Source organism: Pseudomonas sp. VA159-2 (genome assembly GCF_024126635.1).
In the GTDB taxonomy this organism is placed as follows: Bacteria; Pseudomonadota; Gammaproteobacteria; order Pseudomonadales; family Pseudomonadaceae; genus Aquipseudomonas; species Aquipseudomonas muyukensis.
Genome location: NZ_JAMYBV010000005.1, coordinates 213481 through 238338, shown reverse-complemented (window position 1 = coordinate 238338; position 24858 = coordinate 213481). Strand labels below are relative to the sequence as shown.

The window sequence follows — 24858 nt, the reverse complement described above, 5'->3', positions numbered from 1 at the left end:
ACGAAACCGACACAGGTCACATTTCAGCGCACCGCTTCGAGCTCGTGGCCGCAGGCCAGGCAGTGGCTCAGCCATTCACCCAGGAACAGGTTGAGCTGGGCCTTCTCGTCCGGCTGGTGCATCGCCGTGTTCGGATACGGGTAGATGCTGCGCAGGCGGCGGGTGTGCTCGGCGCTGACCACCTCGGCCATGCGCGCGTCGTGATACACCTGCACTTCCAGCTCAGGCACCGGCAGCCAGGGCAAGCTGTGCTCCTGGCGCACCTTGAGGGTGGTGGTGTAAGGGCAGGCCAGGAGCACCTCGAGCACCAGCACGCCGAGCATCTGGTCGCCCTGGGTCATGCCGATGCGGCGCGAACTCTGGGTGGTGCGCATGTCCGGCAGCAAGCGCATGAGCCGGGCATAGTTGGCCTCGCAGGCCGATTGCAGCCCGACCAGGTCGACCCGATAGCGCTCGCGCAGCAGGTTCACTTCCACATACCTCGGACTTCATCACGGTTGAGCGCCAGCCATTGCAGGCCGATGATCGCCGCGGCGTTGCAGATGCGCCCATCGCGCACGGCCTGCAGGGCATCCTCGAACGACCATACGCGCACGCGAATGTCCTCGCTCTCTTCTTCCAGGCCATGCAGGCCACCGGCGCCCAGGCTGACGCAGCGGCCCAGGAACAGGTGGACGTACTCGTCGCTGCCGCCCGGTGAGGGGAAGTACTTGGTCATTGGCCACAGCCCCGAAAAGCTCAGGCCGGCTTCTTCCTCGGCTTCGCGATGGGCGACTTCTTCGGGCTGCTCGTCCTTGTCGATCAGGCCGGCGACCATCTCGATCAGCCACGGATTGTCGATCTTGCCCACGGCCCCTACACGGAACTGCTCGATCAGCACCACTTCGTCGCGCTGCGGGTCGTAGGGCAGCACGCACACCGCGTCATGGCGCACGAACAGCTCGCGAGTGAATTCGCGGCTCATGCCGCCGGCGAACAATTCGTGGCGCAGGTGCAGCTTGTCGAGCTTGTAGAAGCCCTTGAACAACTGCTCCCGCCGCGCGATCTCGACCTGCGTCGGTACTGAATTCAACGTGTCCGTCATGCCAACTCCTTGATACCTCGTTTACCGCATCGCGCAATCCTACTCTGCGAACCGCCCGGTTTCATCCCTTTCCGTCGACCGTTCGGGCGGCCGGGACAGGCGCGGCGCTCTCTGTTAGCTTAGTGGCGAACCGAAGGCCGCGCAGGCGGTCCAAGGCCGATCATCACTGCCCCGCAAGGATCAACATGAGGCTAGTCAAACTGACTTCCGTGGCCGTTCTGGCACTGGCGCTCGGCGCCTGCCAGAGCCTGTTCACGCCCAACTACCGGGCTCCGCTCGAGGTCAAGCGCGAGGCCTGGGAGCACGTGAAACCCGGCTGCAGCGAAAGCGACTGCCCGCTGGTGAACATCGACACCGTGCACTTCCCGGCCCTGCCGAAACTCGACGCCATCGTCGAGAAACGCCTGCTGCAACTGACCGAGGACAACCAGCGCGGCACCCCGCCGGCCTCGCTGCAAGCCTATGAACAGGCTTACCTGGCCCGCGCCGACAAGCGCAACAGCAGCTACCTGCAGGCCAAGGTACGCGAACAGCATGACGGGCTGGTGATCGTCGAGCTATCCAGCTACCTCGACAGCGGCGGCGCCCACGGCATGCCGGGGCGCGGCTTCATCAACTACTCGCGCAAGCTGGACAAGGTGCTGACCCTGGACGACATGCTGCTGCCCGGCCAGGCCGCGACCTTCTGGAAGACCGCCGAGGAGTCCCACCGCGCCTGGCTGATCAGCACCGGCATGGACAAGGACCCCGAGTTCGTCAAGACCTGGCCGTTCAAGCAATCGCCGCACATCGCCCTGACCTACGGCGCGGTGGTGATCAAGTACGAGGTCTATGCCATCGCGCCCTATGCCATGGGCCACGTCGAGCTGAAGATCCCCTACCCACGCCTCAACGGCGTGCTCAAGCCCGAGCTGTTTCCTGGCCGCGGCTGAGCGCCAGCAACCGGTATAGCCCCCCTGCCAGCAGCAGTGCCGGCAGGGTCGCCCCCAGCTCCGGCGCCTGGGTCGCCATCAAGTGATAAGCCGCCACCCCCGCCGCCCAGGCCAGCAATGCCTGCCAGTGCAGCCCCTGAACCACGGTCGGCAAGCGCCTGCGGCGCACCACGAAGTGGTCCACCAGCACCACGCCGAACAGCGGGGCGAATACCGAGCCGATCAGCAGCAGGAAATTCTGGTACTGCGCCAGCGGTGCCAGCAGGGCGATCAGCGTACACAGCACACCAATGGCCAAGGCCAGGTGCTCGACCTTGAGCCGCACCAACAGGCCACTGGACACAGCTGCCGAATGAATATCGGCAAAGGCGTTCTCCGACTCGTCGAGCAAGATCAGCAACAGCGGGATACCCAGCCCGGCGCCGGCCAGCGCCAGCAGCAGCGCATTCACGTCACCGCTCGGCGCGAACGCCAGGGTGTAGGCCACGCCCAGGCTCATCAGCCAGGTGTTGCCGAGGAAAAAACCCAGCGCCGTGCCGCCGAACACCCGGCTGGCACGCTGGCCAAAGCGCGAGTAGTCGGCGATCAGCGGCAACCATGACAGCGGCATGGCAATCACGATGTCGAAACCCAGCGCCAGGGACAGCGAGCCATCGCCCGGGCGGCGCCACAGCGCGGCCAGGTCGGCCTTGGCGAACAGGTTCCAGGTCAGCCACAGGCAAGCGCCGAGCAGCAGCCAGATCCCCCACTTGCGCAGCACCTTGCGCACGAATGCCAACGGCCCGCTGACCGCCAGCAGGGTGGCCAGGGCGCCGAAACACAGGGTCCACAGCAGCGGGCTGCTCCAGTCGCTGGCGTCGCCAAAGGCGCGCGCGCCGAGCAGGCTGGCGGCGTCGCGCATGACGATGATCTCGAACGAGCCCCAGCCGACCAGTTGCAGTAGGTTGAGCAGCGCCGGCAGGCGCGCGCCGTGACGGCCCAGGGTCAGGCGCAGGCTGCCCATCGCCGACAGGCCGGTGTCACTGCCGATCACCCCAGCCGCGGCCAGCAGCAAGACGCCCACCGCGCTGCCAAGGGTGACTGCCAGGATCGCTCCTGCCAGGCCCAGCCCCGGCGCCAGCAGGCCACCGACCTGCAGGACCATCAGGCCGATACCGAGGGAGAACCACAGCGAGAACAGGTCGCGGGCGCCGAACTGGCGATGGTGGCTGGGGACCGGGTGGTCGGGGGAGAAGTGGCTGGAGGTTGTCATGGGGGCTCGCCGAAGTATGGGGTTGTGGCTGGCGAGGACTGCGTCCTCGTTTCGCGACGCAAGGCCGCTCCCACAGGTTCCGCGCATGGCTTGAGCCATACAGAGGACCTGTAGGAGCGGCCTTGTGTCGCGAAAGGGCCGCAAAGCGGCCCCCAAGGTCTACTTAAACCTTCTGGTACAGCTGGCTGCCTTCCTGGCGGAACCGCTCGGCCTGCTCGCGCATGCCCTGCTCGACCGTGACGTCCACGGTTTCGATCTTGGCGGCGTATTCACGTACTTCCTGGGTGATCTTCATCGAGCAGAACTTCGGCCCGCACATCGAGCAGAAGTGCGCGACCTTGGCCGATTCCTTGGGCAGGGTCTCGTCATGGAAGGCGCGCGCGGTGTCCGGGTCCAGGCCCAGGTTGAACTGGTCTTCCCAGCGGAACTCGAAGCGTGCCTTGGACAAGGCGTTGTCGCGAATCTGCGCGCCCGGATGGCCCTTGGCAAGGTCGGCGGCATGCGCGGCGATCTTGTAGGTGATGATGCCGGTCTTGACGTCATCCTTGTTCGGCAGCCCCAGGTGCTCCTTGGGCGTCACGTAGCAGAGCATGGCGCAACCGAACCAGCCGATCATCGCCGCGCCGATGCCGGAGGTGATGTGGTCGTAGCCCGGCGCGATGTCGGTGGTCAGCGGGCCGAGGGTGTAGAACGGCGCCTCGTCGCAGCACTCCAGCTGCTTGTCCATGTTTTCCTTGATCAGTTGCATCGGTACGTGGCCGGGGCCTTCGATCATGCACTGCACATCGTGCTTCCAGGCGATCTTGGTCAGTTCGCCGAGGGTCTCCAGCTCACCGAACTGCGCCGCGTCGTTGGCATCGGCGATCGAGCCGGGACGCAGGCCGTCGCCCAGCGAGAAGCTGACGTCGTAGGCCTTCATGATTTCGCAGATCTCGTCGAAGTGCGTGTACAGGAAGTTTTCCTTGTGGTGCGCCAGGCACCACTTGGCCATGATCGAGCCGCCACGGCTGACGATGCCGGTGACCCGCTTGGCGGTCAGCGGCACATAGCGCAGCAGCACGCCTGCGTGGATGGTGAAGTAGTCCACGCCCTGCTCGGCCTGTTCGATCAGGGTGTCGCGGAACAGCTCCCAGGTCAGGTCCTCGGCGACGCCATTGACCTTTTCCAGGGCCTGGTAGATCGGCACGGTGCCGATCGGCACCGGCGAGTTGCGGATGATCCACTCGCGGGTCTCGTGGATGTGCTTGCCGGTGGACAGGTCCATGACCGTGTCCGAGCCCCAGCGGATGCCCCAGGTCAGCTTGGCCACTTCTTCCTCGATCGAGGAACCCAGGGCGCTGTTGCCGATGTTGCCGTTGATCTTCACCAGGAAGTTGCGGCCGATGATCATCGGCTCAAGCTCGGTGTGGTTGATGTTGGCCGGAATGATCGCGCGGCCTCGGGCGATCTCTTCGCGGACGAACTCGGGGGTGATCTCTTTCGGGATGCTCGCGCCGAAGCTGTGGCCGGCGTGCTGCTGGCTGAGCAGGCCGGCGGCGCGGGCCTCCTGCAGCTTCATGTTCTCGCGGATGGCGACGTATTCCATCTCGGCGGTGATGATGCCCTGACGGGCGTAGTGCATCTGCGTGACGTTGGCGCCGGCCTTGGCCCGACGCGGGTTGCGCACGTGGGCGAAGCGCAGCTTGGTCAGCTCGGCGTCGGTCAGGCGTTGCTGGCCGAAGTGCGAGCTCAGGCCCTCGAGGCGCTCGGTGTCGCCCCGGGCGTCGATCCATGCCGAACGCACATCGCCCAGGCCCTTGCGCACGTCGATGATGACCTCGGGGTCGGTGTAGGGACCCGAGGTGTCGTACACCAGCACTGGGGCGTTCTGCTCGCCACCGAAATCGGTCGGGGTGTCGTGCAGGCTGATCTCGCGCATGGGCACGCGGATGTCGGGGCGCGAACCCTGGACATAGACCTTGCGCGAATTGGGCAAGGGTTGCACGGACTGCTGATCGACTTGCGCCGACTCGCTGAGGTGGATCGATTTTTCTTGTTTGCTCATCACAGGCTCTCCAGACAGCTTCCAGCGGTGGAATGTCGGGGTGAACCTGAAAGGCGTGGACGCACTCGGGGTGACGAGTGCAGTGCCGGATGTGGGGTGCCGTGGGCTGCAAGCAGCTGTGGCGATCCCGGACCTGGCACAAGAGGCTCCCGGGACTGAGAGCAATCTTGTTCCCTACGCAGGCGCTAACCTGATCAGGTTCAACGGGATCCGCACCTCTGCGATCTCAGCCTTTGCTTCAAGGCACCCCGACAAGAACATGCGCAGTCTAGACTGGAGTGGTCGGCAAAGCCAAGCGGGTATATCCAGGCGCGATAAATGGCGCAAGCAGCGGATTGTTGGCGAAAGCGCGCGGCACTACACTGGCCCATCGCTCGATACCCGACAGTACAGTAAATAAATCTTGATCAAGGATTGCCCTATGCTGCGCAAACTCTCACTGGCGATTGCCGTGTCTTGTGCGTCCAACGGAGTGGCGTGGGCGGTGGACACGCCCACGACGGTGAAAACCGACCTGGTCAGCGTCTACCAGGAAGCGGTCGACAACAACGCCGACCTGGCGGCCGCCCGCGCCGACTACGGTGCTCGCCGCGAAGTGGTGCCCCAGGCCCGTGCTGGCCTGCTGCCCAACCTCTCGGCCGGCGCCGAGATGATGAACACCCGCACCAAGCTCGACGAACCTTCGATCACCTCCAACCGCAGCGGCAATGCCTGGAGCGCCACCCTGGCCCAACCGATCTTCCGCGCCGACCGCTGGTTCCAGCTGCAGGCGGCCGAAGCGGTCAACGAGCAGGCCGCGCTGGAACTGTCGGCCACCGAACAGAACCTGATCCTGCAAACCGCCGAGAACTACTTCGCGGTGCTGCGCGCCCAGGACAACCTGGCCTCGACCAAGGCCGAGGAAGCCGCCTTCAAACGCCAGCTGGACCAGTCCAACGAGCGCTTCGACGTCGGCCTCTCGGACAAGACCGACGTGCTGCAATCGCAAGCCAGCTACGACACCGCCCGGGCCAACCGGATCATTGCCGAGCGCCAGGTGCAGGATGCCTTCGAAGCCTTGATCACCCTGACCAACCGCCAGTACTCGGCGATCCAGGGGGTGGTCCACAGCCTGCCGGTGCAGGTGCCGATCCCCAACGACGCCAAAGCCTGGGTCGAGACCGCCGGGCGGCAGAACCTCAACCTGCTGGCCACCAACCACGCCGTGGCCGCGGCCGAAGAGACGGTGCGCCAGCGCAAGGCCGGCCACGCACCGACCCTGGACGCAGTGGCCAAGTACCAGAAAGGCGACAACGACAACCTGGGCTTCACCAACCCCTCGCAGAACGGCGTGCGCTATGGCGGTGACGTCGAGCAGACCAGCGTCGGCCTGCAACTGAATATCCCGATCTACAGCGGCGGCCTGACCAGCTCCCAGGTGCGCGAGGCTTACTCGCGGCTGACCCAGAGCGAGCAGCAACGCGAGAGCCTGCGCCGCCAGGTGGTGGAGAACACGCGCAACCTGCACCGCGCGGTGAACACCGATGTCGAACAGGTGCAGGCGCGCAAGCAGTCGATCATCTCCAACCAGAGCGCGCTGGAGGCCACCGAGATCGGCTACCAGGTCGGCACCCGCAACATTGTCGACGTGCTGGATGCGCAGCGCCAGCTGTACACCTCGGTGCGCGACTACAACAACAGCCGCTACGACTACATCCTCGACAACCTGCGCCTCAAGCAGGCCGCCGGCACCCTGAGCCCGCAGGACCTGCAGGACCTGGGCCGGTACCTGAAGGCCGACTACAACCCGGACAAGGATTTCCTGCCACCGGACCTGGCGGCGGCGGCGGCGAAGAACTTCGAGCGCCGGCCTTGAGCCAAGGGCGTACGCAGGCGGTGTAGGAGCGGCCTTGTGTCGCGATGGGGCGCGCAGCGGCCCCAGGTTTCAGCTGCGCCGTATAGATCGCCGGGGCCGCTTCGCGGCCCTTTCGCGACACAAGGCCGCTCCTACAGGGGTCGCTGCCTTTCACGGATCAGCGGATCAACGCAGCCAAGCCATCCAGCAACCGCTGCAACGCCCCCTGGTTGGCCTGCATCACCGCCCTGCCCGCCTCGCCCACGCGCCGCGCATCCTGCGGCAGCTCGATCAACCGGCGCACCGCGCCGGCCAGCCCTTCGGCATCGTCAACCTGCTGCAACGCCCCCGCCTGGCGCAGCATCGCGCTGATTTCGAGGAAGTTGAACACATGCGGCCCCATGATCACCGGCAGCGCCAACGCCGCCGGCTCCAGCGGATTGTGCCCGCCGGTGGGCACCAGGCTGCCGCCGACGAAGGCGATATCGGCCAGGGCATAGAGAAACAGCAGTTCGCCCATGGTGTCGCCGAGCAACACCTGGGTGCTGGCCTCGACCGCCGCAGCGCCGGAGCGGCGAACCGTGGCGAACTGCCCGGCGCACAACGCCTGCACGGCATTGAACCGCTCGGGGTGGCGCGGCACCAGGATCAACAACGCGTCGCTGTGCACCTTGAGCAGCTCACGGTGGGCCTCGAGCATCAGTGCATCTTCGCCTTCATGGGTACTGGCAGCGATCCACACCGGCCGCTGCGTTGCCCCCCACTGCGCACGCAGCGCCTGGGCGCGGGGCAGCAGCTGGTCGTCGATCTTCAGGTCGAACTTGATCGAGCCGGTCACCTGCACACACTCATTGCGCGCACCCAGTGCGCGGAAACGCTCGGCCTCGGTGGCCGTCTGCACGGCGATCAGGCTCATCTGCTCGAGCATCGGCCGGGTCAGGCCGGCGAAGCGGGCGTAGCCACGGGCCGAGCGCTCGGACAAGCGGGCATTGGCCAAGGCCACTGGAATGCCGCGCTTGGCGCATTGGTGGATATGGTTGGGCCACAGTTCGGTTTCCATGATGATGCCCAGCCGTGGACGCACATGGTCGAGGAAGCGCCCGGCCGCCCAAGGCAGGTCATAGGGCAGGTAGCAGTGCTGCACCCGTGGCTCGCCCTCGAACATCGCGCGAATGCGCTCGGAGCCGGTCGGGGTCATGCAGGTCAGGGTGATCGACAGGTCCGGGTACTGCTTGAGCAAGGCGCGGACCATCGGTGCGGCGGCGATGCTCTCGCCCACCGACACCGCATGCACCCAAATGCCGCCCTGGCGCATGGCCGGCAGCTGGCAGGCGAAGCGCTCGCCGATGCGCTGGCGGTACGCCGGCGCCTTGCGCCCGCGCAGGAACAGGCGCAGCGCGACCAGCGGCAGGCCCAGGTGAAACAGCAAGGTATAGAGGGTTCTGTTCATGGCGGCGAAGTTTACTAGGAACTGGATGAAAAGGCCTGTCAGCCGATCGCGCGCAGGTGCATGGCGAAGCGCTCGGCCAGCCACTGCGCCGCCGGGCCCAGGGGTTCGTCTCGGCGCCAGGCCAGTTCCGCCACCAACGCCGGCGGGCGCCACTCGCTGTCGAGCTCGACCATCTGGGTCTGGTAGGTGGGGTACTGCACCACATGCCGCGGCAACCAGGCCCAGCCCAGGCCCCGCATGAGCAGCTCGGCCATGGCGTAGAAACTGTCGCAGCGCCAGACCTGCGGGCTGATCGCCTCGCCGCCGGGGTAGCCGCTCTGCTGCGGGGTGATCAACAGTTGCCTATGGCGAGCCAGTTGCTGGCGAGTGACCTTGGCCAGGTGCGCCAGGGGATGGTCGATGGCACAGACCGTGACCATTTCCACGCTGCCCAGGGCGCGCCGCTCCAGCGAAGCCGGAATGCGCTCGTGGTGAAAGAACAAGCCCAGGTCGGCGCGCCGCTCCACCAGCTTGCGCGCCACATCGCCCTGGGCGCCGCTGGCCAGTTGCACTTCCAGGTATGGATAACGCGCGGCGAGTTCGTCGAGGCTGTCGATCACCGGCTGGTAAGGCATGGCTTCATCCTGGGCCACCCGCAGCAGGGCCTCCTGGCCCCGCATCAACGCCAGCGCGCGACCGTCCAGGCGCTCGCACTGGCGCAGCAGTTCGCGGGCATCCTCGAGCAGCGCACCACCGCGCTCGGTCAAGCGCGGCTGGCGGCCGCTGCTGCGCTCGAACAGGGTCACGCCCAGGTCGGCCTCGAGCAGCGCGATGGCATTGCTCACCGCCGACTGCGCCTTGCGCTGTTCGCGGGCCACGGCCGAGAACGAACGCAGCTCGGCGGTGCGCACGAATAGACGAAGCTGCTCCAGATTCCACTGCTCGGCCATGGCCACCTATCTCCATTACAGATAGGAAATGACTTTACCGCATCCAGGGATCCCCTAGAATGCCCGACCAGCAACGGAGGACCCGCACCATGAACGCCTATACCTATCTCGCCATCGCCATCTGTGCCGAAGTCATCGCCACGGCGTCCATGAAGGCGGTCAAGGGCTTGAGCACACCCTTGCCACTGCTGCTGATGGTATGCGGCTATGGCGTGGCGTTCTGGATGCTGACCCTGGTGGTGCGCAGCATCCCGGTGGGCATCGCCTATGCCATCTGGTCGGGCCTGGGGATCGTGCTGATCAGCGTGGCGGCGCTGGTGATCTACGGGCAGAAGCTGGATGTGCCGGCGATGCTGGGCATGGCCATGATCGTTGGCGGCGTGGTGGTGATCCAGGTGTTTTCCAATACTGCCGGGCACTGATGCTCCCCTGAGGATTTTGCGGCCGATCTGAGGCCTTGGCCGTCCCTGTAGGAGCGGCCTTGTGTCGCGAAAGGGCTGCGCAGCGCCCCAGGATCGCCAAGCCCATGCCGGCACGACGCGGTATACTGCGCACCTGTCCCAGCTTTCGAGGTGCCCGCATGCCATCTGCCATTTCCACTGACGTGCTGATCGTCGGCGCCGGGGTCGCAGGCCTCTGGCTCAACGCCCGCCTGCGCGGCCAGGGCTACTCGACGGTGCTGGTGGAGCGCGCCAGCCTTGGCGGCGAACAGACCATCAAGTCCCAGGGCATCATCCATGGCGGCACCAAGTACGCCCTGCACGGCGCCCTGACCGGCGCCTCCGAGGCCATCGCCGACATGCCGCGGCGCTGGCGCGAGGCCCTGGCCGGCAACGGCGAGCTGGACCTCACCCACACCCGCCTGTTGTCCGAGGCCCACTACCTGTGGTCGCCCGGCACCCTGGCCGGCAACCTCACCAGTTTCTTCGCCAGCAAGGCCGTGCGCGGCCGGGTCGACCAGGTCAAGGGCGAGCAACTGCCGCCGGCCCTGCAGGACCGCGCGTTCAAGGGCAAGGTCTACCGCCTGGCCGAGTTGGTCATCGACGTCCCCAGCCTGCTGGCCAACCTGGCCCAACTGGCCGGCGACAGCCTGCTGGCCGGCGAGCGCATCGAGCCGCTGCGCGAAGGCGATGAGCTGGTCGGGCTGATCGTCGATGGCCGCCAGATCCGCGCGCAGCGCATCGTCCTCAGCGCCGGTGGCGGCACCGAAGCGCTGCTGCGCGCCCTCGGCCTCAGCCAGCCAGCCATGCAGCGCCGGCCACTGCACATGGTCCTGGCCAAGGGCCCGAACCTCAAGCCGCTGTACGCCCATTGCCTGGGGGGCGGGCCCAAGCCGCGCATCACCGTGACCACCCACCCGGCCGCCGACGGCCAGTGGGTGTGGTACCTCGGTGGCGACTTGGCCGAGGCCGATGGCGTGGCCCGCGAGCCTGCCGCGCAGATCGCCGCGGCGCAAAAGGAAGTCGCCAGCCTGATGCCTTGGGTCGATCAAAGCCAGATGCGCTGGGCAACCCTGCGTATCGACCGCGCCGAGCCTGCGCAATCGGGCCTGGCGCGCCCGGACAACGCCTTCCTCGCCGAGCAGCAGCGCCTGCTGGTGGGCTGGCCGACCAAGCTGGCCCTGGCGCCGGACTTCGCCGACCGCGTACTGGCCAGCTTCGAACGCGACGGCATCCGCCCAGCCGCGCAAGCGCAGCTCGCCGACCTGCCCCGCCCGGCGCTGGGCGTGCCGGCCTGGGAGCAACTGCTGCCATGAGCCTGCCAACCCTGCACAATCATCACCGCCCGCTGGGCAACACCGGCCTGCGGGTTTCGCCACTGGGCCTGGGCACGGTCAAGCTGGGCCGCGACCAGGGGGTGAAATACCCCAACGGCTTCACCATTCCCGATGACGATGCCGCCCGCCTGCTGCTGGCCCAGGCCCGCGAGCTGGGCATCAACCTGATCGACACCGCCCCCGCCTACGGTCGCAGTGAAGAGCGCCTCGGCCCATTGCTGCGCGGCCAGCGCGAGCAGTGGGTGATCGTCAGCAAGGTCGGCGAGGAGTTCGACGCCGGCCAGTCGCACTTCGACTTCAGCGCCGCCCATACCCGCCGATCGGTGGAGCGCAGCCTCAAGCGCCTGGAAACCGACCGTATCGAACTGGTGCTGGTGCACTCCGACGGCAACGACCTGGCCATCCTCGAGCAGCAGGGCGTGTATGAAACACTGGCGGCGCTGAAGCAGGAAGGCAAGATCCTCGGCTATGGGCTGTCCGGCAAGACCGTCGCTGGCGGCCTGAAAGCGCTGGAGCAAGGTGATTGCGCCATGGTCACCTACAACCTCAACGAGCAGGCAGAGCGCCCGGTGCTCGACTACGCTGCCGAACACGGCAAGGCCATCCTGGTGAAGAAGGCGCTCGCCAGCGGGCATATCTGCCTGGCGCCCGGGGTCGACCCGGTGCAGGCCAGTTTCGAGTTGCTGTTTGCCCACCCCGGCGTGAGCAGTGCCATCGTCGGCACCATCAATCCGCTGCACCTGGCCCACAACGTGGCCACCGTCGCCCGCATTCTCGATCGGCACTGAGCCGCCGGGGCGGGGATTCAATGCAAGGAGGAGCCTCGTGCCGCGAACGCTGATCCGCAAGAATCCGAGCAATTTCAAGACCCTGCCGCTGCATGTCGAGGCCAGCCCCGAGGGCCTGAGCTACCAGAGCATCGGCATGCCGCTGAACTTCGCCCAGACCCTGCAGCGGCGCAAGGCCATCCAGCTGGCCGACCCGCAGCGCTTCGTGGTCGAACTGGCCAACCTCGGCGTGTCGGTGCGCCTGACCTTGCACTGGCAGGGCCGCGACTACTGGGTGCTGGTGCGCCAGCGCCGCCAGGACCGCGGCGACGTGGTGCTCAAGCTGATCTCCGGCTACGTGCCTGCCCACGAGTTGAACCTGCCGCTGCACACCGCCATCCAGGAAGTGGCCGAGGAGTGCCTGCTGGAAACCCCGGAGGGCTGGCTGGGCGGGCGCTTCAACGACACCTGGCTGCCGGCGCCCTACGCTGCCGCGCTGCACTACCGCGAAGCCCTGCCCTTCGTGCTGACGCCGGCGTCCGGCGCCGCTCGTCCGGTGCACTGCGCCAACCTGATGCTATTGGAACGGCCACGGGCCTATGTGCACCTGCCCACCGCATCGCTGCAACTGATCTACGACCTGCGCCTGCAGGTGCCCCGGGAGGCCAAGGGGCTGAGCCTGTTCCATGTCGACGAACGGCTCGAAGGCGATCAACTGGTGGCGCGGCTGAACCGCAAGCGGCCGGATTTGTACCTGATGCCGTTGCAGGATGGTCAACCGCTGGCTGAGCTGTACACCCTGAAGAAGGACCAGTTGGTGCAGGCGAGCACCCGCGGCCTGTGGCTGGCCGAGAGCTTTGCGCCACAGGATGGCTGGGTGGTGCGGGATGAGCGGGTACGCTGGAAGGATTGGCTGAAGCTGCAGGGCCTGGTGGAGCGCAAGCGCGAACCGGCGTCGCACCTGGAGCGGTTCGGTGACAAGGCCAAGAAACTGCTCGCCCGCGTCCTGTAGGCGCCGGCATTGCCGGCCAATACCGCGGCGCCTGGTTCGCCAGCAAGGCTGGCTCCTACGGGCGATGGGGGCTGTAGGAGCCGGCTTGCCGGCGAACACCGGCACAGCCGGTGCCAGGCACCACGATGAGCCGCCTCAGTGCTTGCGGATCTTCTCGACGATCGCCGTGGTCGAGCTGTTTTCCACCAAGCCCAGCACCTTCACCGTGCCGCCATAGGCCTTGACGATATCGGCGCCGACCACCTGGTCAATGCCATAGTCGCCGCCCTTGACCAGCACATCAGGCTTCACCTGGCGCAACAGGTTCTGCGGGGTGTCCTCGGGGAAGCTGATCACCCAGTCCACCGCACCCAGGCCGGCCAGCACCGCCATGCGCCGGTCGACGCTGTTGATCGGCCGGCCAGGGCCTTTCAGGCGGCTGACCGAGGCATCGTCGTTGATCGCGACGATCAGGCGATCACCCTGGGCGCGCGCCTGTTCCAGATAGGTGACATGGCCAGCATGAAGGATGTCGAAACAGCCGTTGGTGAAGACGATCTTCTCGTTGTGCGCGCGGGCATCGTCAATGGCCAGCAACAACTGCTCCAGGCCCAGCACGCCGCGCTCGGAACCTTCCTCGCGCTGGATCGCCCGGCGCAGCTCGGGCGCGCTGATGGCCGCAGTACCCAGCTTGCCCACCACGATGCCGGCGGCCAGGTTGGCCAGGGCCACCGCGTGGGGCAGGTCCTCGCCGGCGGCGATGGCGGCGGCCAGGGTGGAAATCACGGTGTCACCGGCACCGGTGACATCGAACACCTCGCGGGCTCGGGCCGGCAGGTGCAGGGCCGGATGGCCGGTGCGCAGCAGGGTCATGCCGTGCTCGCCACGGGTCACTAGCAAGGCGCCCAGGTCCAGCTCCTCGAGCAGCTTCAGGCCTTTGCCGACCAACTCGGCCTCATCGGCGCAACGACCGACAATGGTCTCGAACTCGCTGAGGTTCGGGGTGATCAGGCTGGCGCCGCGGTAGATCGAGAAGTCCTTGCCCTTGGGGTCGGCCAGCACCGGGATGCCCTTGGCACGAGCGGCCTGGATCAGCGCCTGGTGGTTCTTCAGCGCACCCTTGCCGTAGTCGGACAGCACCAGCACCTTGACGCCTTCGAGCAGGCCGTCGACCTCGGCGCCCAGCGACAGTGGGTCGGTGGCGAAGGGCTCTTCGAAGTCGATGCGCAGCAGTTGCTGGTGACGGCTCATCACCCGCAGCTTGACGATGGTCGGTTGGTGGGCGATGCGCTGGAAGATCGAGCGCACGCCTGCGGCTTGCAGGCTGTTGGCAAGGCTGTCGGCCGCCTCGTCCTGGCCAGTGACGCCAACCAGCGCCGCCGGGGCGCCGAGGGCGGCGATGTTCAAGGCAACGTTGGCCGCACCGCCGGGGCGGTCCTCGATCTGATCGACCTTGACCACCGGCACCGGCGCTTCAGGCGAAATACGTGAAGTACCGCCATGCCAGTAGCGGTCGAGCATGACATCGCCGACCACCAATACGGGGGCTTGATCGAAACGCGGCATGGACAACTTCATGGGCAACCCATATTGAAAAAGTGAACAGGGGCGGGATATTAGCACAGGGCCAATGTCACCACTTCAACTGCCGATCCGGCGCACCCAGAACAGCTCATGGCGGCGCACCGCCTTGCGGAAGAACTCGTTCTCGCCACTGGCCGGCCAGCGACGCCCGGCCAGCCAATGCTGGAGCCAACGGCGCAAGCGACGCTTGAGCGGAAGTGGTCCCTGCAAGTCGTGCTGCATGCCCAGGGCCATGGCCTTGTCCACCTGCTGCGCCTGGTCAAGCCATGGGCTCCACAAGCGATCGGCCGGCAACGCCTCGATCGCCGGCGGCAAAGCGATGCCCATGCCCGCCGGGCCCATCGGCCAGCGGTCGTTGTCATGCAGGTGGTTGGCATAGAACAACGCGGTGTCCGGTTTGCAACTGCTCAGGGCGATGGCCTGGATAATTGCCTGGGTGGTGGCGACATGGTCAGCATGGGGGTCCAGTTCGGGGTGCGGGGTAATCACCACCTCGGGCCGATAGTGCTCCAGCAGCGCCACCAGGTCGGCCACCAGGTTGTGCCAGGTGGGCGCGCCATCCTGGTCGCCCGGCAACAGCAGCGGGTTGTGCTGGCGCACGCTGCGGATATCGCTTTCGCCAGACTCGCGGGAGCCGAACGCCTGCGCCGGCTGGGCAGCCATCTGCGGCAGTTGCAGGCAGTAGTAGCCCAGTTGCACGCAGTGGCTGGCCGGCACCCCGCCCCACAACGGCACGGCCAGGCTGTCCCAACTGCGCAGGCGGCCCTTGAGCCGTGCGGCCGCGGCTTGCGACAGGCCCAGCCGCTGGTAGGCCTCGGCCTCGATCTCGCCCTGGGTCAGGGTGACGATGGCCACGTCGGCGCAGCGGCTGTAGTAGCCAAACGCAGCCAGCTCGGCATCGTCGGCATGGGGCGCCAGGATCAGCGTGCGCTGACGGCTGTAGTCCGGGCTGCGCATCACATGCAGTTCGCCCTCGCCGGCCAGTCGGCAACGCCGGCCACGCAACGCCAGCTCCCCCCTGGCCAGGCGCTCGCGCTGCCCGGACAGGTTCAGGTAGCGCAGCCCGTTCACGCCACGCTCGAAGTCCTGGCGGTCGTCACCCACCTCGACGAACGGATCCAGCCAGCGCCCCAGCCAGCCATGACGTACACGCAGCGCCAGCACCAGGGTTTCGCCCTCGGCCAAGGCGCCGGACAAGCGCACCCGTCCACCGACAATGCTCACCGCCTGGCTGGCGGCATCGTCAGGAAAGGCGTACTGGTAGTCGTCGCTGCCGCGATAGAACAGGTGATCGGCGAACCATGCCTCATGGGCCACCCAGCCCAGCCCCAGCAGCAGCAGGACCAGCCACCAGGCCAAGGTCACCCCCACCACCAGCAACGCCAACAGGGCCACCAGCAGGGCGATGCGCTTGGCGCGTCGGTGTTTTTTCAACAGCAGTTGCTTGCGTGCGCTCATGGTTCACACCTGATAGACCGGTACGGTGCGACACCAGCGGTCCTTGTATTCGCGATCGGCACGCCCGAACGAGTAGCGCAGCGGCTTGCCCACGGCCCTGGCATCGGCCCAGGCCTGCTGGGTATTGACGAAGCTGAGCACGCTGCCGGGGCTGAACTCGCGGCTTTGCGGATCGACCCCGCCATTGATGTATTCCAGCGACACCCAGCCCGGCGCTTCGACACGGTACAGCACCTGGATCGCCACCGGCACATCCGCCAGCAGCGCCACCGACCCGGTCATGAATTCGCGCAGCAGGGTGAACACCTCGACCAGGCCTTGCTTGCCCGCCACCTCGAACCCCCAGCGGCGCTCGAACAGCTCGGTGTACATGGCCGCCTGCTGGGCGGGGGTGAAGTCCGCCATCGGGCGCAGCACCCCGCCAGCCTCTTCGAGCAGGCGCAGTTCGCGGCGCTGGTTGTAGCGGAACTTCTTTGAATAGTCCTCCGGCTCACGGGCCAGGGCCAGGCCTTCGGGCTGGCTGCGCAGGGTGGCGATGCGCCCGGCATTGAGCTCGGACACATAGCGCATGCGCTGGCGCACCGGCACCTGCTGTGCTTCGGCCACCGGCAGGATGATCTCGGCGTTGCCCAGGTCCAGCAGGTGGCGCTTGCCTTCGCGCTTGAGCACTTCCTTGGCCAATGCCAGGTAGCGCCCGGAACACGGCATCGCGGCCAGCAACTGGCCATCGACGTGCCAGCCGAGGTAGCGCACCGGCAACCCGACGAACGCCGACAGCCGCGCCACTACCTCGGGGTGGGTGGCGAAACTGCCGCCAAACTGGTGCCAGGCCCTGGCGTAGTCTGCCTGGTCGATCTCCTGCCAGCCCCGCTCCCGCCATACGCGTAACAGGCTCAGCATGCATCGACCGCTTGTGCAGGTTGACCGTCGTCGTCCTCGAACTCACGCGCATGCAAGCGGGCGTAGTGGCCATTGCGCGCCAGCAACTCGCTGTGCGAACCGCGCTCGACGATCCGCCCTTCCTCCATGACCAGGATCAGGTCGGCTTTTTCGATGGTCGACAGGCGGTGGGCGATGACCAGGGTGGTGCGGTTTTGCATGACATGGTCCAGCGCCGCCTGGATATGCCGCTCGGACTCGGTGTCCAGCGCCGAGGTCGCTTCGTCGAGGATCAGCAGCGGCGCATCCTTGAGCAAGGCGCGGGCAATGGCCAGGCGTTGACGCTGGCCGCCGGACAGCAACACGCCGTTTTCGCCCACCAGGGTGTCGTAACCCTGCGGCATCTTGCGGATGAACTCATCGGCATAGGCTTCGCTGGCAGCCTTGTGCACCGCCTCGAGGGGGGCGCCGGCCAGGTCGCCGTAGGCAATGTTGTTGGTCACGGTGTCGTTGAACAGGGTGACTTGCTGGCTCACCAGGGCGATGTGCCGACGCAGGTTGCGCAGGGTGAATGCCTGCACCTCGTCGCCATCGAGCAGAATCTGCCCTTGCTCATGCTGATAGAAGCGCGGGATCAGCCCGGCCAGGGTCGACTTGCCGCTGCCGGAGCGACCGACCAGCGCCACCATTTGCCCGGGCTCGACCACGAAGCTGATGTCGTCGAGCACCTTCTTGTCGGTGCCGGGGTATTCGAAACTGAGGTTGCGCACCTCCAGGCGACCCTGCACGCGCTCACGCTCGATGCTGCCGTTATCCACCTCGGGCGCTTCGTCGAGCTGCTCGAAGATGCTTTCGGCGCCAGCCACGCCACGCTGGATGGTCGAACTGACTTCAGACAGCTGGCGAATCGGCTTGGGCAGCAGGCCGGCCATGGTGATGTAGGCGACCAGGTCGCCGGCCGAGGCCTCGCCACGCAGCAGCAGCACCAGGAACATCACCACCGCCATGGCGCTGTAGGTCACCAGTTGCAGGGTCGGGGTGTAGACCGCACCGGTCTTGGTCATCGACAGCTGCTTCTCGGTGTTGCTCTGGCTGGCCTGCTGGAAGCGTGCCTTCTCGTAGCTTTCACCGCCGAAGCTGCGGACCACCCGATAGCCATGGATGGTCTCGGACGCCACATGGGTCACGTCGCCCATGGACACCTGGATCTTCTTGCTCTGCTTGCGGAACTTGCGGCTGGTGCTGCTGACCATCAGGGCGATGATCGGCAGGATCGCCACCATCACCAGGGTCAGCTTCCAGTTCATCCACAACAGCGTGCAGAACAGGAACACCACGGTCATGCCCTCGCGGATCACCACCTTGATGGCGTCGGTGGCCGCACCGGTGACCATGGTCACGTTGAAGGTGATGCGCGAAATCAGGTGCCCGGAGTTGTGTTGGTCGAAGTAGCGGTTGGGCAACTCGAGCAGCTTGTTGAACAGCACCACCCGCAGGTCGTGCACCAGGCCCAGCGAAACCCGGGCCAGGAAGTAGTTGCCCAGATACGAGCCGACGCCCTGCCAGGCCGCGATGGCCACGATCATCAACGGCACCGCCTGCAGCAGGCGCAACTCGCCCAGGTACGGGTTGTTGGGGAACAGCACCGCATCCGGGTTGGCCAGGCCGTCGACGAAATACTTGAGGATGTAGGCCAGCATCGGCTGCGTCGAAGCGAACAGCAGGAAGCCGGCAATACTGAGCAGGAACAGCCCGAGGTAAGGGCGCACATACGTCAGCAGGCGGAAATAGATCGCCAATGTGGACTGGGGGCGAGGTTCAGGACTGCTCATGGGAATCCGCACACGAAAATGAGGAGGCGATCATAACACAGGGTGTTTTTCGCCTATGGAACCGAGCACGGGCCAGGTCGCGACAAGTCGGCTAAGATAGCCGGCCTGTCGATCGGAGGTTACGCATGCAAGCAATGGATCACCCCACCTACCTGGCCCTGCGCGAGGGCGCCCAGGTGCTGGAAGCCGATGGCTCCGGCGACAAGGTGCTGCGCTTGCGTGACGGGTTGATGCTCAAGCTGTTCCGGCGCAAGCGCCTGCTCAGCTCGGCGCTGCTGTTCCCCTACGCGGGGCGCTTCGAGCGCAACGCCCGGGCCCTGTCTGGCTTGGGCATTCCCTGCCCCGAGGTGCTGGCCACCTACCGCATCGCCAGCATCGAGCGCGACGCCGTGTACTACCGGCCATTGCCCGGGGACACCCTGCGCCAGCTGCTGGACGATCGAGCCCAGGCCCAGCCATTGCGCAGGCAACTGGGGCAGTTCGTCGCGCGCCTGCACGAAGCTGGGGTGTATTTCCGCTCGCTGCACCTGGGCAACGTGGTGCTGACCCCCGACAATCAACTGGGGCTGATCGACATCGCCGACCTGCAGCACCAGCGCCGACCCCTGCGCGACAGCCAGCGCGAGCGCAACTTCCACCATATGCTGCGCTACCCCCAGGACCGTCAATGGCTGCTGGGCGAGGATGGCGGTGCCACCTTCCTGCAGGGTTATTGCCAGGAACTGGAGCGGGGCCAGCATAAACCCCGCCCGCGCCTGCTGAACAACCTGCGTCAGCTGCTCGGCTGAGCCGTCAGCGACCGATCACCACGAAGGTCGCTTTCTTGCGGTTGGCAAAGCTGGCCAGCACGCGCATCTGGTGCTGCTCCAGCCAGGCCGTGAGCCAGGGCTCGTCCGGCCGCGCCTCGAAGACGAAGTAGCTGTACTGCGCCGCCTGCGGCCCCTCAAGTACCTGCTGGCGTGCGGACGGCGAAGGATAACCCCGTCCCGCGTAATAGCTGACCCGGCTGTCTTCGAAGTAGACCTTGGCTTGCGGGTCGACGTTGGCGGCGACCCAATGCCCCGCTTCGATGATGTGCGGCTTGCCGGCGCCGGTGGAGATCACGTTGGCCAGCATGACCAGCATGGCCACCGCCGCCAGCGCCTTGCCCAGCCGCGGGAAGCGCTGGGCAAACAGCATCGCGCCCACCGCCAGCAACGGCACTGCCGCAAGATTGAGGAAGCTCAGGTAGCGTCCGTTCATGAACTGCTGGGCGATGAAGAACAGCAGCAGTACCAATCCGTAGACCAATGCCGTCCACGCAAAGGGACGGAATTCGCGAAGGTAGGTACGCACCGCCTGCCAGGTGCCACGCCGCAGGAACGGCAGGCCAAACGGCCCGCTCAGGGCCACGAACTTGATGACCAGGGCAGCCAGCAGGCCGAAGAACACGATCCGCCCTGCCTCGTCACGGGAGTACTTGTGCTTGAGACTGTCGCCGAACTGCTCGGCCAAAGCCTGGAAGGCGGCCAGCACCTTGCGCGGGTCGACCAGGCTGAGGAAGTAGTCCACCCGCCCCGAAGACAACCCACCCTTGGCCAGCAGCACCATGGCGGCCACCACGACGGCCAGCAGCGGCATGCTGACGAACTGGACGAACGCCATGCGATTGCCGCGTTCGCGCAAACCGCACAACAGCCAAAGCCCCAGCGCCCCCTCGAGCATCACGGCCTCCAGGCGGAACAGCACGGCGCCCACAATCGCCAGATGAATGCTGGTCGCCCGCCACCAGCCACCACGCACCTGCCACTGCAAGGCCAGCCACAAGGTCAGCACACTGAAGAACCAGAAGCCGTACTCGCGAATGATATCGTTGCGGAACTGGTTGACCGCCGGCATCGCCAGGACCACCAGCAGCGCCCAACCGGCGGCGGCCGGCACACGCTGGCGTACCGCATCGACCAACAGGGCACAGGTACCCGCCATGAACAGTGCACACCACAAGTAAGCGCACCACTCCATTGGCAATTGGGTAACGCCATGGGTCGCGGCCAGCAGGAATGTGAACCAGGGCCAGTCGAACGCCTGCCAGGCCACTTGCGGGCCTTCGACGCTGATGCGTTGAGCGATGCTCATGTAGAAGGCCGCGTCGCGACCCAGGGCGCTGGTCCCCAGCACGGCGATCAACGAAAGCAACAAACTGCCGATAAATGCCAGTCGTACCGGATAGGTCGCGACCATCCTTGAAACGTAAGAACCCACCGCGTTTCCCATCCCGTTCAGCAATAAAGTGTGATTGTGTCAGGCCTTGAGCAAACGCAAGGCCTTGCGCAAATAGGCCCAACGCGCGGCCTGCACAGGGCTCAGGCGCAGGGCCTTGGCATAGAAGCGCCGTGCCGAGCGGCGGTCGCCAGCCAGCAACGCGGCGCGGAACAGCGACAAGTAGCGCTGCGCCGTATAGCGCCGACGCAGTACCTGGCACTCGGCAGGCAAGCTGGCGAACACTTCCCGGACCATGCCCAGGGCGTATTCTTCCTCGTTTTCGCGGCTGTGGCGCAGGCTGTCGGCATGCTTGTGGATGCGCGCCAACGGCTGATTGGTCAATGCGACCTGGGCATTGACCAGCAGGTAGGCGAACACCGGAATATCCTCGCCGGTACGCAGCCCTTGTGGGTACGGACGACGCAGGAGCAGCTCACGGGCGAACAAGGTGCAGCAATGCGAAATGGAAATACGCTTTTCCAGCAGGTAACGGCGCGCCAGCGCCAGGGCCCCGGCACGCGGCACGGGCGTCGGCAGGCGCAGACGCTCCTCGCCGTCGGGGAACACCGAGATCTGCGCCCCCAGCACCAGCCCGGCCTGCGGGTTGGCGGCCAGCACCTCGCGCAGGGTGGCAATGGCGTCCGGAGTCAGTTCGTCGTCGGCATCCAGCAGCAGCACATAGGCACCGCGCGCCTGCGCGATGCCATTGTTGCGCGCGGCTGCCGCGCCCGCGTTGGCCTGGTCGAGCACCTGCAGCTGCGGATGGCGCGCGGCATAGCCGGCCAATACCTCACCGGTGTTGTCCGTGGAGCCATCGTTGACCACGATCAGCTCCAGGTCATCCGCCCACTGGCACAACACCGAATCCAGCGCCCGTGGCAGCAGGTTCGCGTAGTTGTAGGCCGGCATGACCAGGCTGATCAGCACCTCAGGCGTCGGCATACGCCGGCGCACCGTCTTTGACCACCAGGATGTCTTCCATGATCAGGTACTGCAGGTCCGAGCCGAAGAACATGTTCAGGGCATCGGTCGGCGAGCAGATCATCGGTTCGCCACGGCGGTTCAGCGAGGTGTTCAGCGACACGCCGTTGCCGGTCAGGTTCTCGAGGGCCTTCATCATGTCGTAGTAGCGCGGGTTGTACTCACGCTTGAGCACCTGGGCACGGGAGGTGCCGTCCTCGTGGACCACTTCCGGCACGCGGCTCTTCCACTCTTCAGCCACTTCGAAGGTGAAGGTCATGAACGGTGCCGGATGATCGATCTTGATCATCTGCGGCGCCACGGTATCGAGCATCGACGGGCAGAAAGGCCTCCAGCGCTCGCGGAACTTGATCTGGTGGTTGATGCGATCAGCCACGCCTGCGACGCTCGGACAGCCGATGATCGAACGCCCACCCAGGGCGCGCGGGCCGAACTCCATGCGGCCCTGGAACCAGGCCACGGGGTTGCCGTCGACCATGATCCTGGCGATCTGCTCGGGCATGTTCTCGAGCTTGCGCCAGGCAGGCTGGTTCGGGTGACGGGCACAGGCGGCGATCACGTCCTCGTTGGAGTACGCAGGGCCGAGGTAGACGTGTTCCATCTTCTCGACCGGCACGCCACGGGCGTGGGAGACGTAGGCCGCGGCACCGACCGCGGTGCCTGCGTCGCCGGACGCCGGCTGGACGAACAGCTCCTTGACGTCGTCGCGGGCGATGATCTTCTGGTTCAGCTTGACGTTCAGCGCGCAGCCGCCGGCGAAGGCCAGCTTGCCGGTCTCTTTCAGGATGTCGCCCAGGTAGTGGTCGATCATCTGCAGGGCCAGCTTCTCGAACAATGCCTGCATGCTGGCGGCATAGTGGATGTATGGCTCGTCGGCGATGTCGCCTTCGCGTTTCGGGCCCAGCCATTCGATCAGCTTGGGCGAGAAGTAGAAGCCCTTGCCCTGCTCTTTGTAACGGCGCAGGCCGATGACGTTGGCGTACTCGGTGTTGATCACCAGCTCGCCGTTTTCGAAGCTGGCCAGGCGCGAGAAGTCGTACTTGCTGGCGTCGCCATACGGCGCCATGCCCATCACCTTGAATTCGCCGTCGAGCATCTCGAAGCCGAGGAACTCGGTGATCGCGCCGTACAGGCCGCCCAGCGAGTCTGGGTCGAAGAATTCCTTGATCTTGTGGATCTTGCCGTTTTCGCCGTAGCCAAAGAAGGTGGTGGCGTACTCACCCTTGCCATCGATGCCGAGGATCGCGGTTTTTTCCTTGAAGCCCGAGCAGTGGTAGGCGCTGGAGGCGTGGGCCAGGTGGTGCTCGACCGGCTCGATCTTGATCTTCTTCGGATCGAAGCCCAGTTGCTCCAGGCACCAGACGATCTTCTTGCGGTAGCGCTTGTAGCGGCGATTGCCCATCAGCAGCGCGTCGAGGGCGCGGTCCGGGGCGTACCAGTAGCGCTTGGCGTAGTGCCAGCGGGCCTTGCCAAACAGGCTGATGGGAGCGAACGGAATGGCGACCACGTCGACGTCGGACGGCTTGATGCCGGCCTGTTCCAGGCAGAACTTCGCCGACTCGTAGGGCATGCGGTTCTTCGCATGCTTGTCACGCACGAAGCGCTCTTCTTCGGCGGCGGCAATCAGCTTGCCGTCGATGTACAGGGCCGCGGAAGGGTCATGGCTAAGGGCGCCGGACAGGCCAAGAATCGTCAGTGCCAAGGGTCTAGCCTCTCAAATCGGTATGAAGTGCGCCACCGGCCACTCGGGCGGATGGCGGCTAAAGGGCGGGATTATAACGCAAAGATCGCGGACACACCGCCCCCTTGTAGGAGCGGCCTTGTGTCGCGAAAGGGCCGCGTAGCGGCCCCAGGTTTCCGTTGTGTCGCGGGGATTGCCGGGGCTGCTTTGCAGCCCTTTCGCGACACAAGGCCGCTCCTACAGGGGGCGCGCGACTTACTCGGCGATCAGCCAGTCCATGCGGTAGCTGCCGGCGGTCTGCGCCAGCTCCTTGGCCAGCCACGGCAGCAGCGTCTTGAGCTCGTCCTCAAGCCCCCACGGCGGGTTGGCGATGGCCAGGCCCGAGCCGTTCAGGCCCTGGGGGCTGTCCTGGTGGTGCACGTACAGCTCGACCCGCAGCAGCTTTGGCGCGCCAGTGCTGGTGAGGTCCTGGTAGAAGCGGGTCAGCGAGCGCTGGTCCTTGATCGGGTACCAGATGGCCGCGACGGTCTGGCGCATGCGACCGATCGCCTCCTTCATCGCCACGGTGCAGCGCTTGAGTTCGTCGGCCTGCTCGAACGGCGGATCGATCAGCATGATCGCGCGCTTTTCCTGCACCGGCAGCAGCGCCCGCGGGATGTGCCAACCCTCGCCTAGGTGCACGGTGACACGCGGATCCTTCTTCATGTTCTCTTTGAGCAGCACGCCGTCTTCAGGGTGCTTTTCGTTGAGCTGGGCGCGGTCCTGCTCGCGCATCAGGCGCCGGGCCAATTCAGGCGAGCCTGGGTAGTAGCGCAGTTCGCCGTTCTTGTTCAGGCGCTTGATCACGCCCAGGTAATCGGCGGTGACGGCCGGCAGGTCGTCGCGATTCCACAGACGTGCGACGCCTTCGAGATATTCACCGGTACGGCTCGCCTGATCGCCCTGCAGGTCGTACAGGCCAAGGCCGGCGTGGGTGTCGATGTAGGCGAACGGCTGCTCCTTGCGCGACATCAAGGCGATGAGGCGGGTGAGCACGATGTGCTTGAGGACGTCGGCATGGTTGCCGGCGTGGAAGGCGTGACGATAGTTCATGGCGGCTCCTGCGAAGGCGGCAAGTTTACCTTGCCTTGGCGGCCGCCAAA

General features: G+C 66.0%; 21 protein-coding genes and 1 riboswitch. Of the genes, 7 read left to right on the top strand and 14 right to left on the bottom strand.

The window, feature by feature from the left end; translation table 11 throughout:
- Positions 1–23 precede the first annotated feature (23 nt).
- Both NJG22_RS07350 and NJG22_RS07345 read right to left on the bottom strand, forming a co-directional pair.
- Entirely contained in the window at positions 24–476 is a 453-nt protein-coding gene (locus tag NJG22_RS07350) for a DUF1249 domain-containing protein (protein WP_186662787.1), read from the bottom strand.
- Positions 467–1084 (bottom strand): NUDIX domain-containing protein, encoded by a 618-nt coding sequence (locus tag NJG22_RS07345; protein WP_253093418.1) that lies wholly within the window; start codon positions 1082–1084, stop codon positions 467–469. The genes NJG22_RS07350 and NJG22_RS07345 overlap by 10 nt, the downstream gene beginning before the upstream one ends.
- Positions 1085–1269: 185 nt before the next feature.
- Here NJG22_RS07345 and NJG22_RS07340 point away from each other — a divergent pair, with 185 nt between their 5' ends.
- Complete coding sequence (locus NJG22_RS07340; RefSeq protein WP_253093417.1) at positions 1270–2016, top strand: RsiV family protein; 747 nt, start codon at positions 1270–1272, stop codon at positions 2014–2016.
- Here the strand turns inward: NJG22_RS07340 and cytX are convergent.
- Both cytX and thiC read right to left on the bottom strand, forming a co-directional pair.
- Positions 1985–3268 carry a putative hydroxymethylpyrimidine transporter CytX gene (gene cytX, locus NJG22_RS07335; RefSeq protein ID WP_253093416.1) on the bottom strand — a complete coding sequence of 428 codons (1284 nt, stop codon included), beginning with the start codon at positions 3266–3268 and terminating at the stop codon, positions 1985–1987. The two genes, NJG22_RS07340 and cytX, sit on opposite strands and share 32 nt — an antisense overlap.
- A gap of 163 nt (positions 3269–3431) precedes the next feature.
- Positions 3432–5312 carry a phosphomethylpyrimidine synthase ThiC gene (gene thiC / locus NJG22_RS07330; RefSeq protein ID WP_253093415.1) on the bottom strand — a complete coding sequence of 627 codons (1881 nt, stop codon included), beginning with the start codon at positions 5310–5312 and terminating at the stop codon, positions 3432–3434.
- 154 nt (positions 5313–5466) lie between these two features.
- A riboswitch (TPP riboswitch) is annotated at positions 5467–5573 on the bottom strand.
- A 160-nt stretch (positions 5574–5733) separates the two neighbouring features.
- On the opposite strand from thiC, the gene NJG22_RS07325 reads away from it, so the two are divergent.
- On the top strand, positions 5734–7167 hold the full coding sequence (locus NJG22_RS07325) for a TolC family outer membrane protein (RefSeq protein WP_253093414.1): 1434 nt from the start codon (positions 5734–5736) through the stop codon (positions 7165–7167).
- Between the two features lie 157 nt (positions 7168–7324).
- On the opposite strand, the gene waaA is transcribed toward NJG22_RS07325, so the two are convergent.
- Complete coding sequence (waaA, locus tag NJG22_RS07320; protein WP_253093413.1) at positions 7325–8596, bottom strand: lipid IV(A) 3-deoxy-D-manno-octulosonic acid transferase; 1272 nt, start codon at positions 8594–8596, stop codon at positions 7325–7327.
- Between the two features lie 38 nt (positions 8597–8634).
- A complete protein-coding gene (locus NJG22_RS07315; protein ID WP_217852300.1) occupies positions 8635–9525 on the bottom strand; it encodes a LysR family transcriptional regulator in 891 nt (296 codons plus the stop codon).
- Positions 9526–9614: 89 nt separating this feature from the next.
- Between NJG22_RS07315 and NJG22_RS07310 the strand changes: the two genes are divergently transcribed.
- From NJG22_RS07310 to NJG22_RS07295, 4 genes are all read left to right on the top strand, one after another.
- On the top strand, positions 9615–9947 hold the full coding sequence (locus NJG22_RS07310; RefSeq protein WP_023632892.1) for a multidrug efflux SMR transporter: 333 nt from the start codon (positions 9615–9617) through the stop codon (positions 9945–9947).
- Positions 9948–10105: 158 nt separating this feature from the next.
- A complete protein-coding gene (locus NJG22_RS07305) occupies positions 10106–11281 on the top strand; it encodes an FAD-dependent oxidoreductase (protein WP_253093412.1) in 1176 nt (391 codons plus the stop codon).
- Positions 11278–12090, top strand: a complete 813-nt coding sequence (locus NJG22_RS07300; protein ID WP_253093411.1) for an aldo/keto reductase — start codon at positions 11278–11280, stop codon at positions 12088–12090. Before NJG22_RS07305 ends, NJG22_RS07300 begins: the two co-directional genes overlap by 4 nt.
- 37 nt (positions 12091–12127) lie before the next feature.
- Complete coding sequence (locus tag NJG22_RS07295; protein ID WP_253093410.1) at positions 12128–13081, top strand: metal ABC transporter ATPase; 954 nt, start codon at positions 12128–12130, stop codon at positions 13079–13081.
- Positions 13082–13216: 135 nt separating this feature from the next.
- On the opposite strand, the gene hldE is transcribed toward NJG22_RS07295, so the two are convergent.
- The 4 genes from hldE to msbA form a co-directional block, all read right to left on the bottom strand.
- Entirely contained in the window at positions 13217–14638 is a 1422-nt protein-coding gene (gene hldE, locus NJG22_RS07290; protein WP_253093409.1) for a bifunctional D-glycero-beta-D-manno-heptose-7-phosphate kinase/D-glycero-beta-D-manno-heptose 1-phosphate adenylyltransferase HldE, read from the bottom strand.
- Between the two features lie 63 nt (positions 14639–14701).
- Positions 14702–16102, bottom strand: coding sequence for a PIG-L family deacetylase (locus NJG22_RS07285; RefSeq protein WP_253093408.1), 1401 nt, complete (start codon positions 16100–16102; stop codon positions 14702–14704).
- Between the two features lie 3 nt (positions 16103–16105).
- Complete coding sequence (locus NJG22_RS07280) at positions 16106–17002, bottom strand: GNAT family N-acetyltransferase (RefSeq protein WP_253093407.1); 897 nt, start codon at positions 17000–17002, stop codon at positions 16106–16108.
- Positions 16996–18813, bottom strand: coding sequence for a lipid A export permease/ATP-binding protein MsbA (gene msbA, locus NJG22_RS07275; protein WP_253093406.1), 1818 nt, complete (start codon positions 18811–18813; stop codon positions 16996–16998). The genes NJG22_RS07280 and msbA overlap by 7 nt, the downstream gene beginning before the upstream one ends.
- 125 nt (positions 18814–18938) lie before the next feature.
- On the opposite strand from msbA, the gene NJG22_RS07270 reads away from it, so the two are divergent.
- Complete coding sequence (locus NJG22_RS07270; RefSeq protein WP_253093405.1) at positions 18939–19601, top strand: phosphotransferase; 663 nt, start codon at positions 18939–18941, stop codon at positions 19599–19601.
- A gap of 4 nt (positions 19602–19605) precedes the next feature.
- Here NJG22_RS07270 and NJG22_RS07265 read toward each other — a convergent pair whose 3' ends face one another.
- The 4 genes from NJG22_RS07265 to rlmJ form a co-directional block, all read right to left on the bottom strand.
- Positions 19606–21033, bottom strand: coding sequence for a hypothetical protein (locus NJG22_RS07265; RefSeq protein ID WP_253093404.1), 1428 nt, complete (start codon positions 21031–21033; stop codon positions 19606–19608).
- 60 nt (positions 21034–21093) lie between these two features.
- Positions 21094–21996 (bottom strand): glycosyltransferase family 2 protein, encoded by a 903-nt coding sequence (locus NJG22_RS07260; RefSeq protein WP_253093403.1) that lies wholly within the window; start codon positions 21994–21996, stop codon positions 21094–21096.
- The gene (locus NJG22_RS07255) at positions 21983–23737 is read right to left on the bottom strand and encodes a carbamoyltransferase (RefSeq protein WP_253093402.1); all 1755 of its coding nucleotides are present in this window, start codon (positions 23735–23737) and stop codon (positions 21983–21985) included. The genes NJG22_RS07260 and NJG22_RS07255 overlap by 14 nt, the downstream gene beginning before the upstream one ends.
- A gap of 234 nt (positions 23738–23971) precedes the next feature.
- Positions 23972–24808 (bottom strand): 23S rRNA (adenine(2030)-N(6))-methyltransferase RlmJ, encoded by an 837-nt coding sequence (gene rlmJ, locus NJG22_RS07250; RefSeq protein ID WP_253093401.1) that lies wholly within the window; start codon positions 24806–24808, stop codon positions 23972–23974.
- Positions 24809–24858: the final 50 nt, after the last annotated feature.

Excerpts from the sequence above, each read along its gene's own strand:
- NJG22_RS07345 (WP_253093418.1), bottom strand. The coding sequence starts at position 1,084 with ATGACGGACACGTTGAATTCAGTACCGACGCAGGTCGAGATCGCGCGG.
- NJG22_RS07340 (WP_253093417.1), top strand. The coding sequence starts at position 1,270 with ATGAGGCTAGTCAAACTGACTTCCGTGGCCGTTCTGGCACTGGCGCTC.
- cytX (WP_253093416.1), bottom strand. The coding sequence starts at position 3,268 with ATGACAACCTCCAGCCACTTCTCCCCCGACCACCCGGTCCCCAGCCAC.
- thiC (WP_253093415.1), bottom strand. The coding sequence starts at position 5,312 with ATGAGCAAACAAGAAAAATCGATCCACCTCAGCGAGTCGGCGCAAGTC.
- NJG22_RS07325 (WP_253093414.1), top strand. The coding sequence starts at position 5,734 with ATGCTGCGCAAACTCTCACTGGCGATTGCCGTGTCTTGTGCGTCCAAC.
- waaA (WP_253093413.1), bottom strand. The coding sequence starts at position 8,596 with ATGAACAGAACCCTCTATACCTTGCTGTTTCACCTGGGCCTGCCGCTG.
- NJG22_RS07315 (WP_217852300.1), bottom strand. The coding sequence starts at position 9,525 with ATGGCCGAGCAGTGGAATCTGGAGCAGCTTCGTCTATTCGTGCGCACC.
- NJG22_RS07310 (WP_023632892.1), top strand. The coding sequence starts at position 9,615 with ATGAACGCCTATACCTATCTCGCCATCGCCATCTGTGCCGAAGTCATC.
- NJG22_RS07305 (WP_253093412.1), top strand. The coding sequence starts at position 10,106 with ATGCCATCTGCCATTTCCACTGACGTGCTGATCGTCGGCGCCGGGGTC.
- NJG22_RS07300 (WP_253093411.1), top strand. The coding sequence starts at position 11,278 with ATGAGCCTGCCAACCCTGCACAATCATCACCGCCCGCTGGGCAACACC.
- hldE (WP_253093409.1), bottom strand. The coding sequence starts at position 14,638 with ATGAAGTTGTCCATGCCGCGTTTCGATCAAGCCCCCGTATTGGTGGTC.
- NJG22_RS07285 (WP_253093408.1), bottom strand. The coding sequence starts at position 16,102 with ATGAGCGCACGCAAGCAACTGCTGTTGAAAAAACACCGACGCGCCAAG.
- NJG22_RS07280 (WP_253093407.1), bottom strand. The coding sequence starts at position 17,002 with ATGCTGAGCCTGTTACGCGTATGGCGGGAGCGGGGCTGGCAGGAGATC.
- msbA (WP_253093406.1), bottom strand. The coding sequence starts at position 18,813 with ATGAGCAGTCCTGAACCTCGCCCCCAGTCCACATTGGCGATCTATTTC.
- NJG22_RS07270 (WP_253093405.1), top strand. The coding sequence starts at position 18,939 with ATGCAAGCAATGGATCACCCCACCTACCTGGCCCTGCGCGAGGGCGCC.
- NJG22_RS07265 (WP_253093404.1), bottom strand. The coding sequence starts at position 21,033 with ATGGTCGCGACCTATCCGGTACGACTGGCATTTATCGGCAGTTTGTTG.
- NJG22_RS07260 (WP_253093403.1), bottom strand. The coding sequence starts at position 21,996 with ATGCCGACGCCTGAGGTGCTGATCAGCCTGGTCATGCCGGCCTACAAC.
- rlmJ (WP_253093401.1), bottom strand. The coding sequence starts at position 24,808 with ATGAACTATCGTCACGCCTTCCACGCCGGCAACCATGCCGACGTCCTC.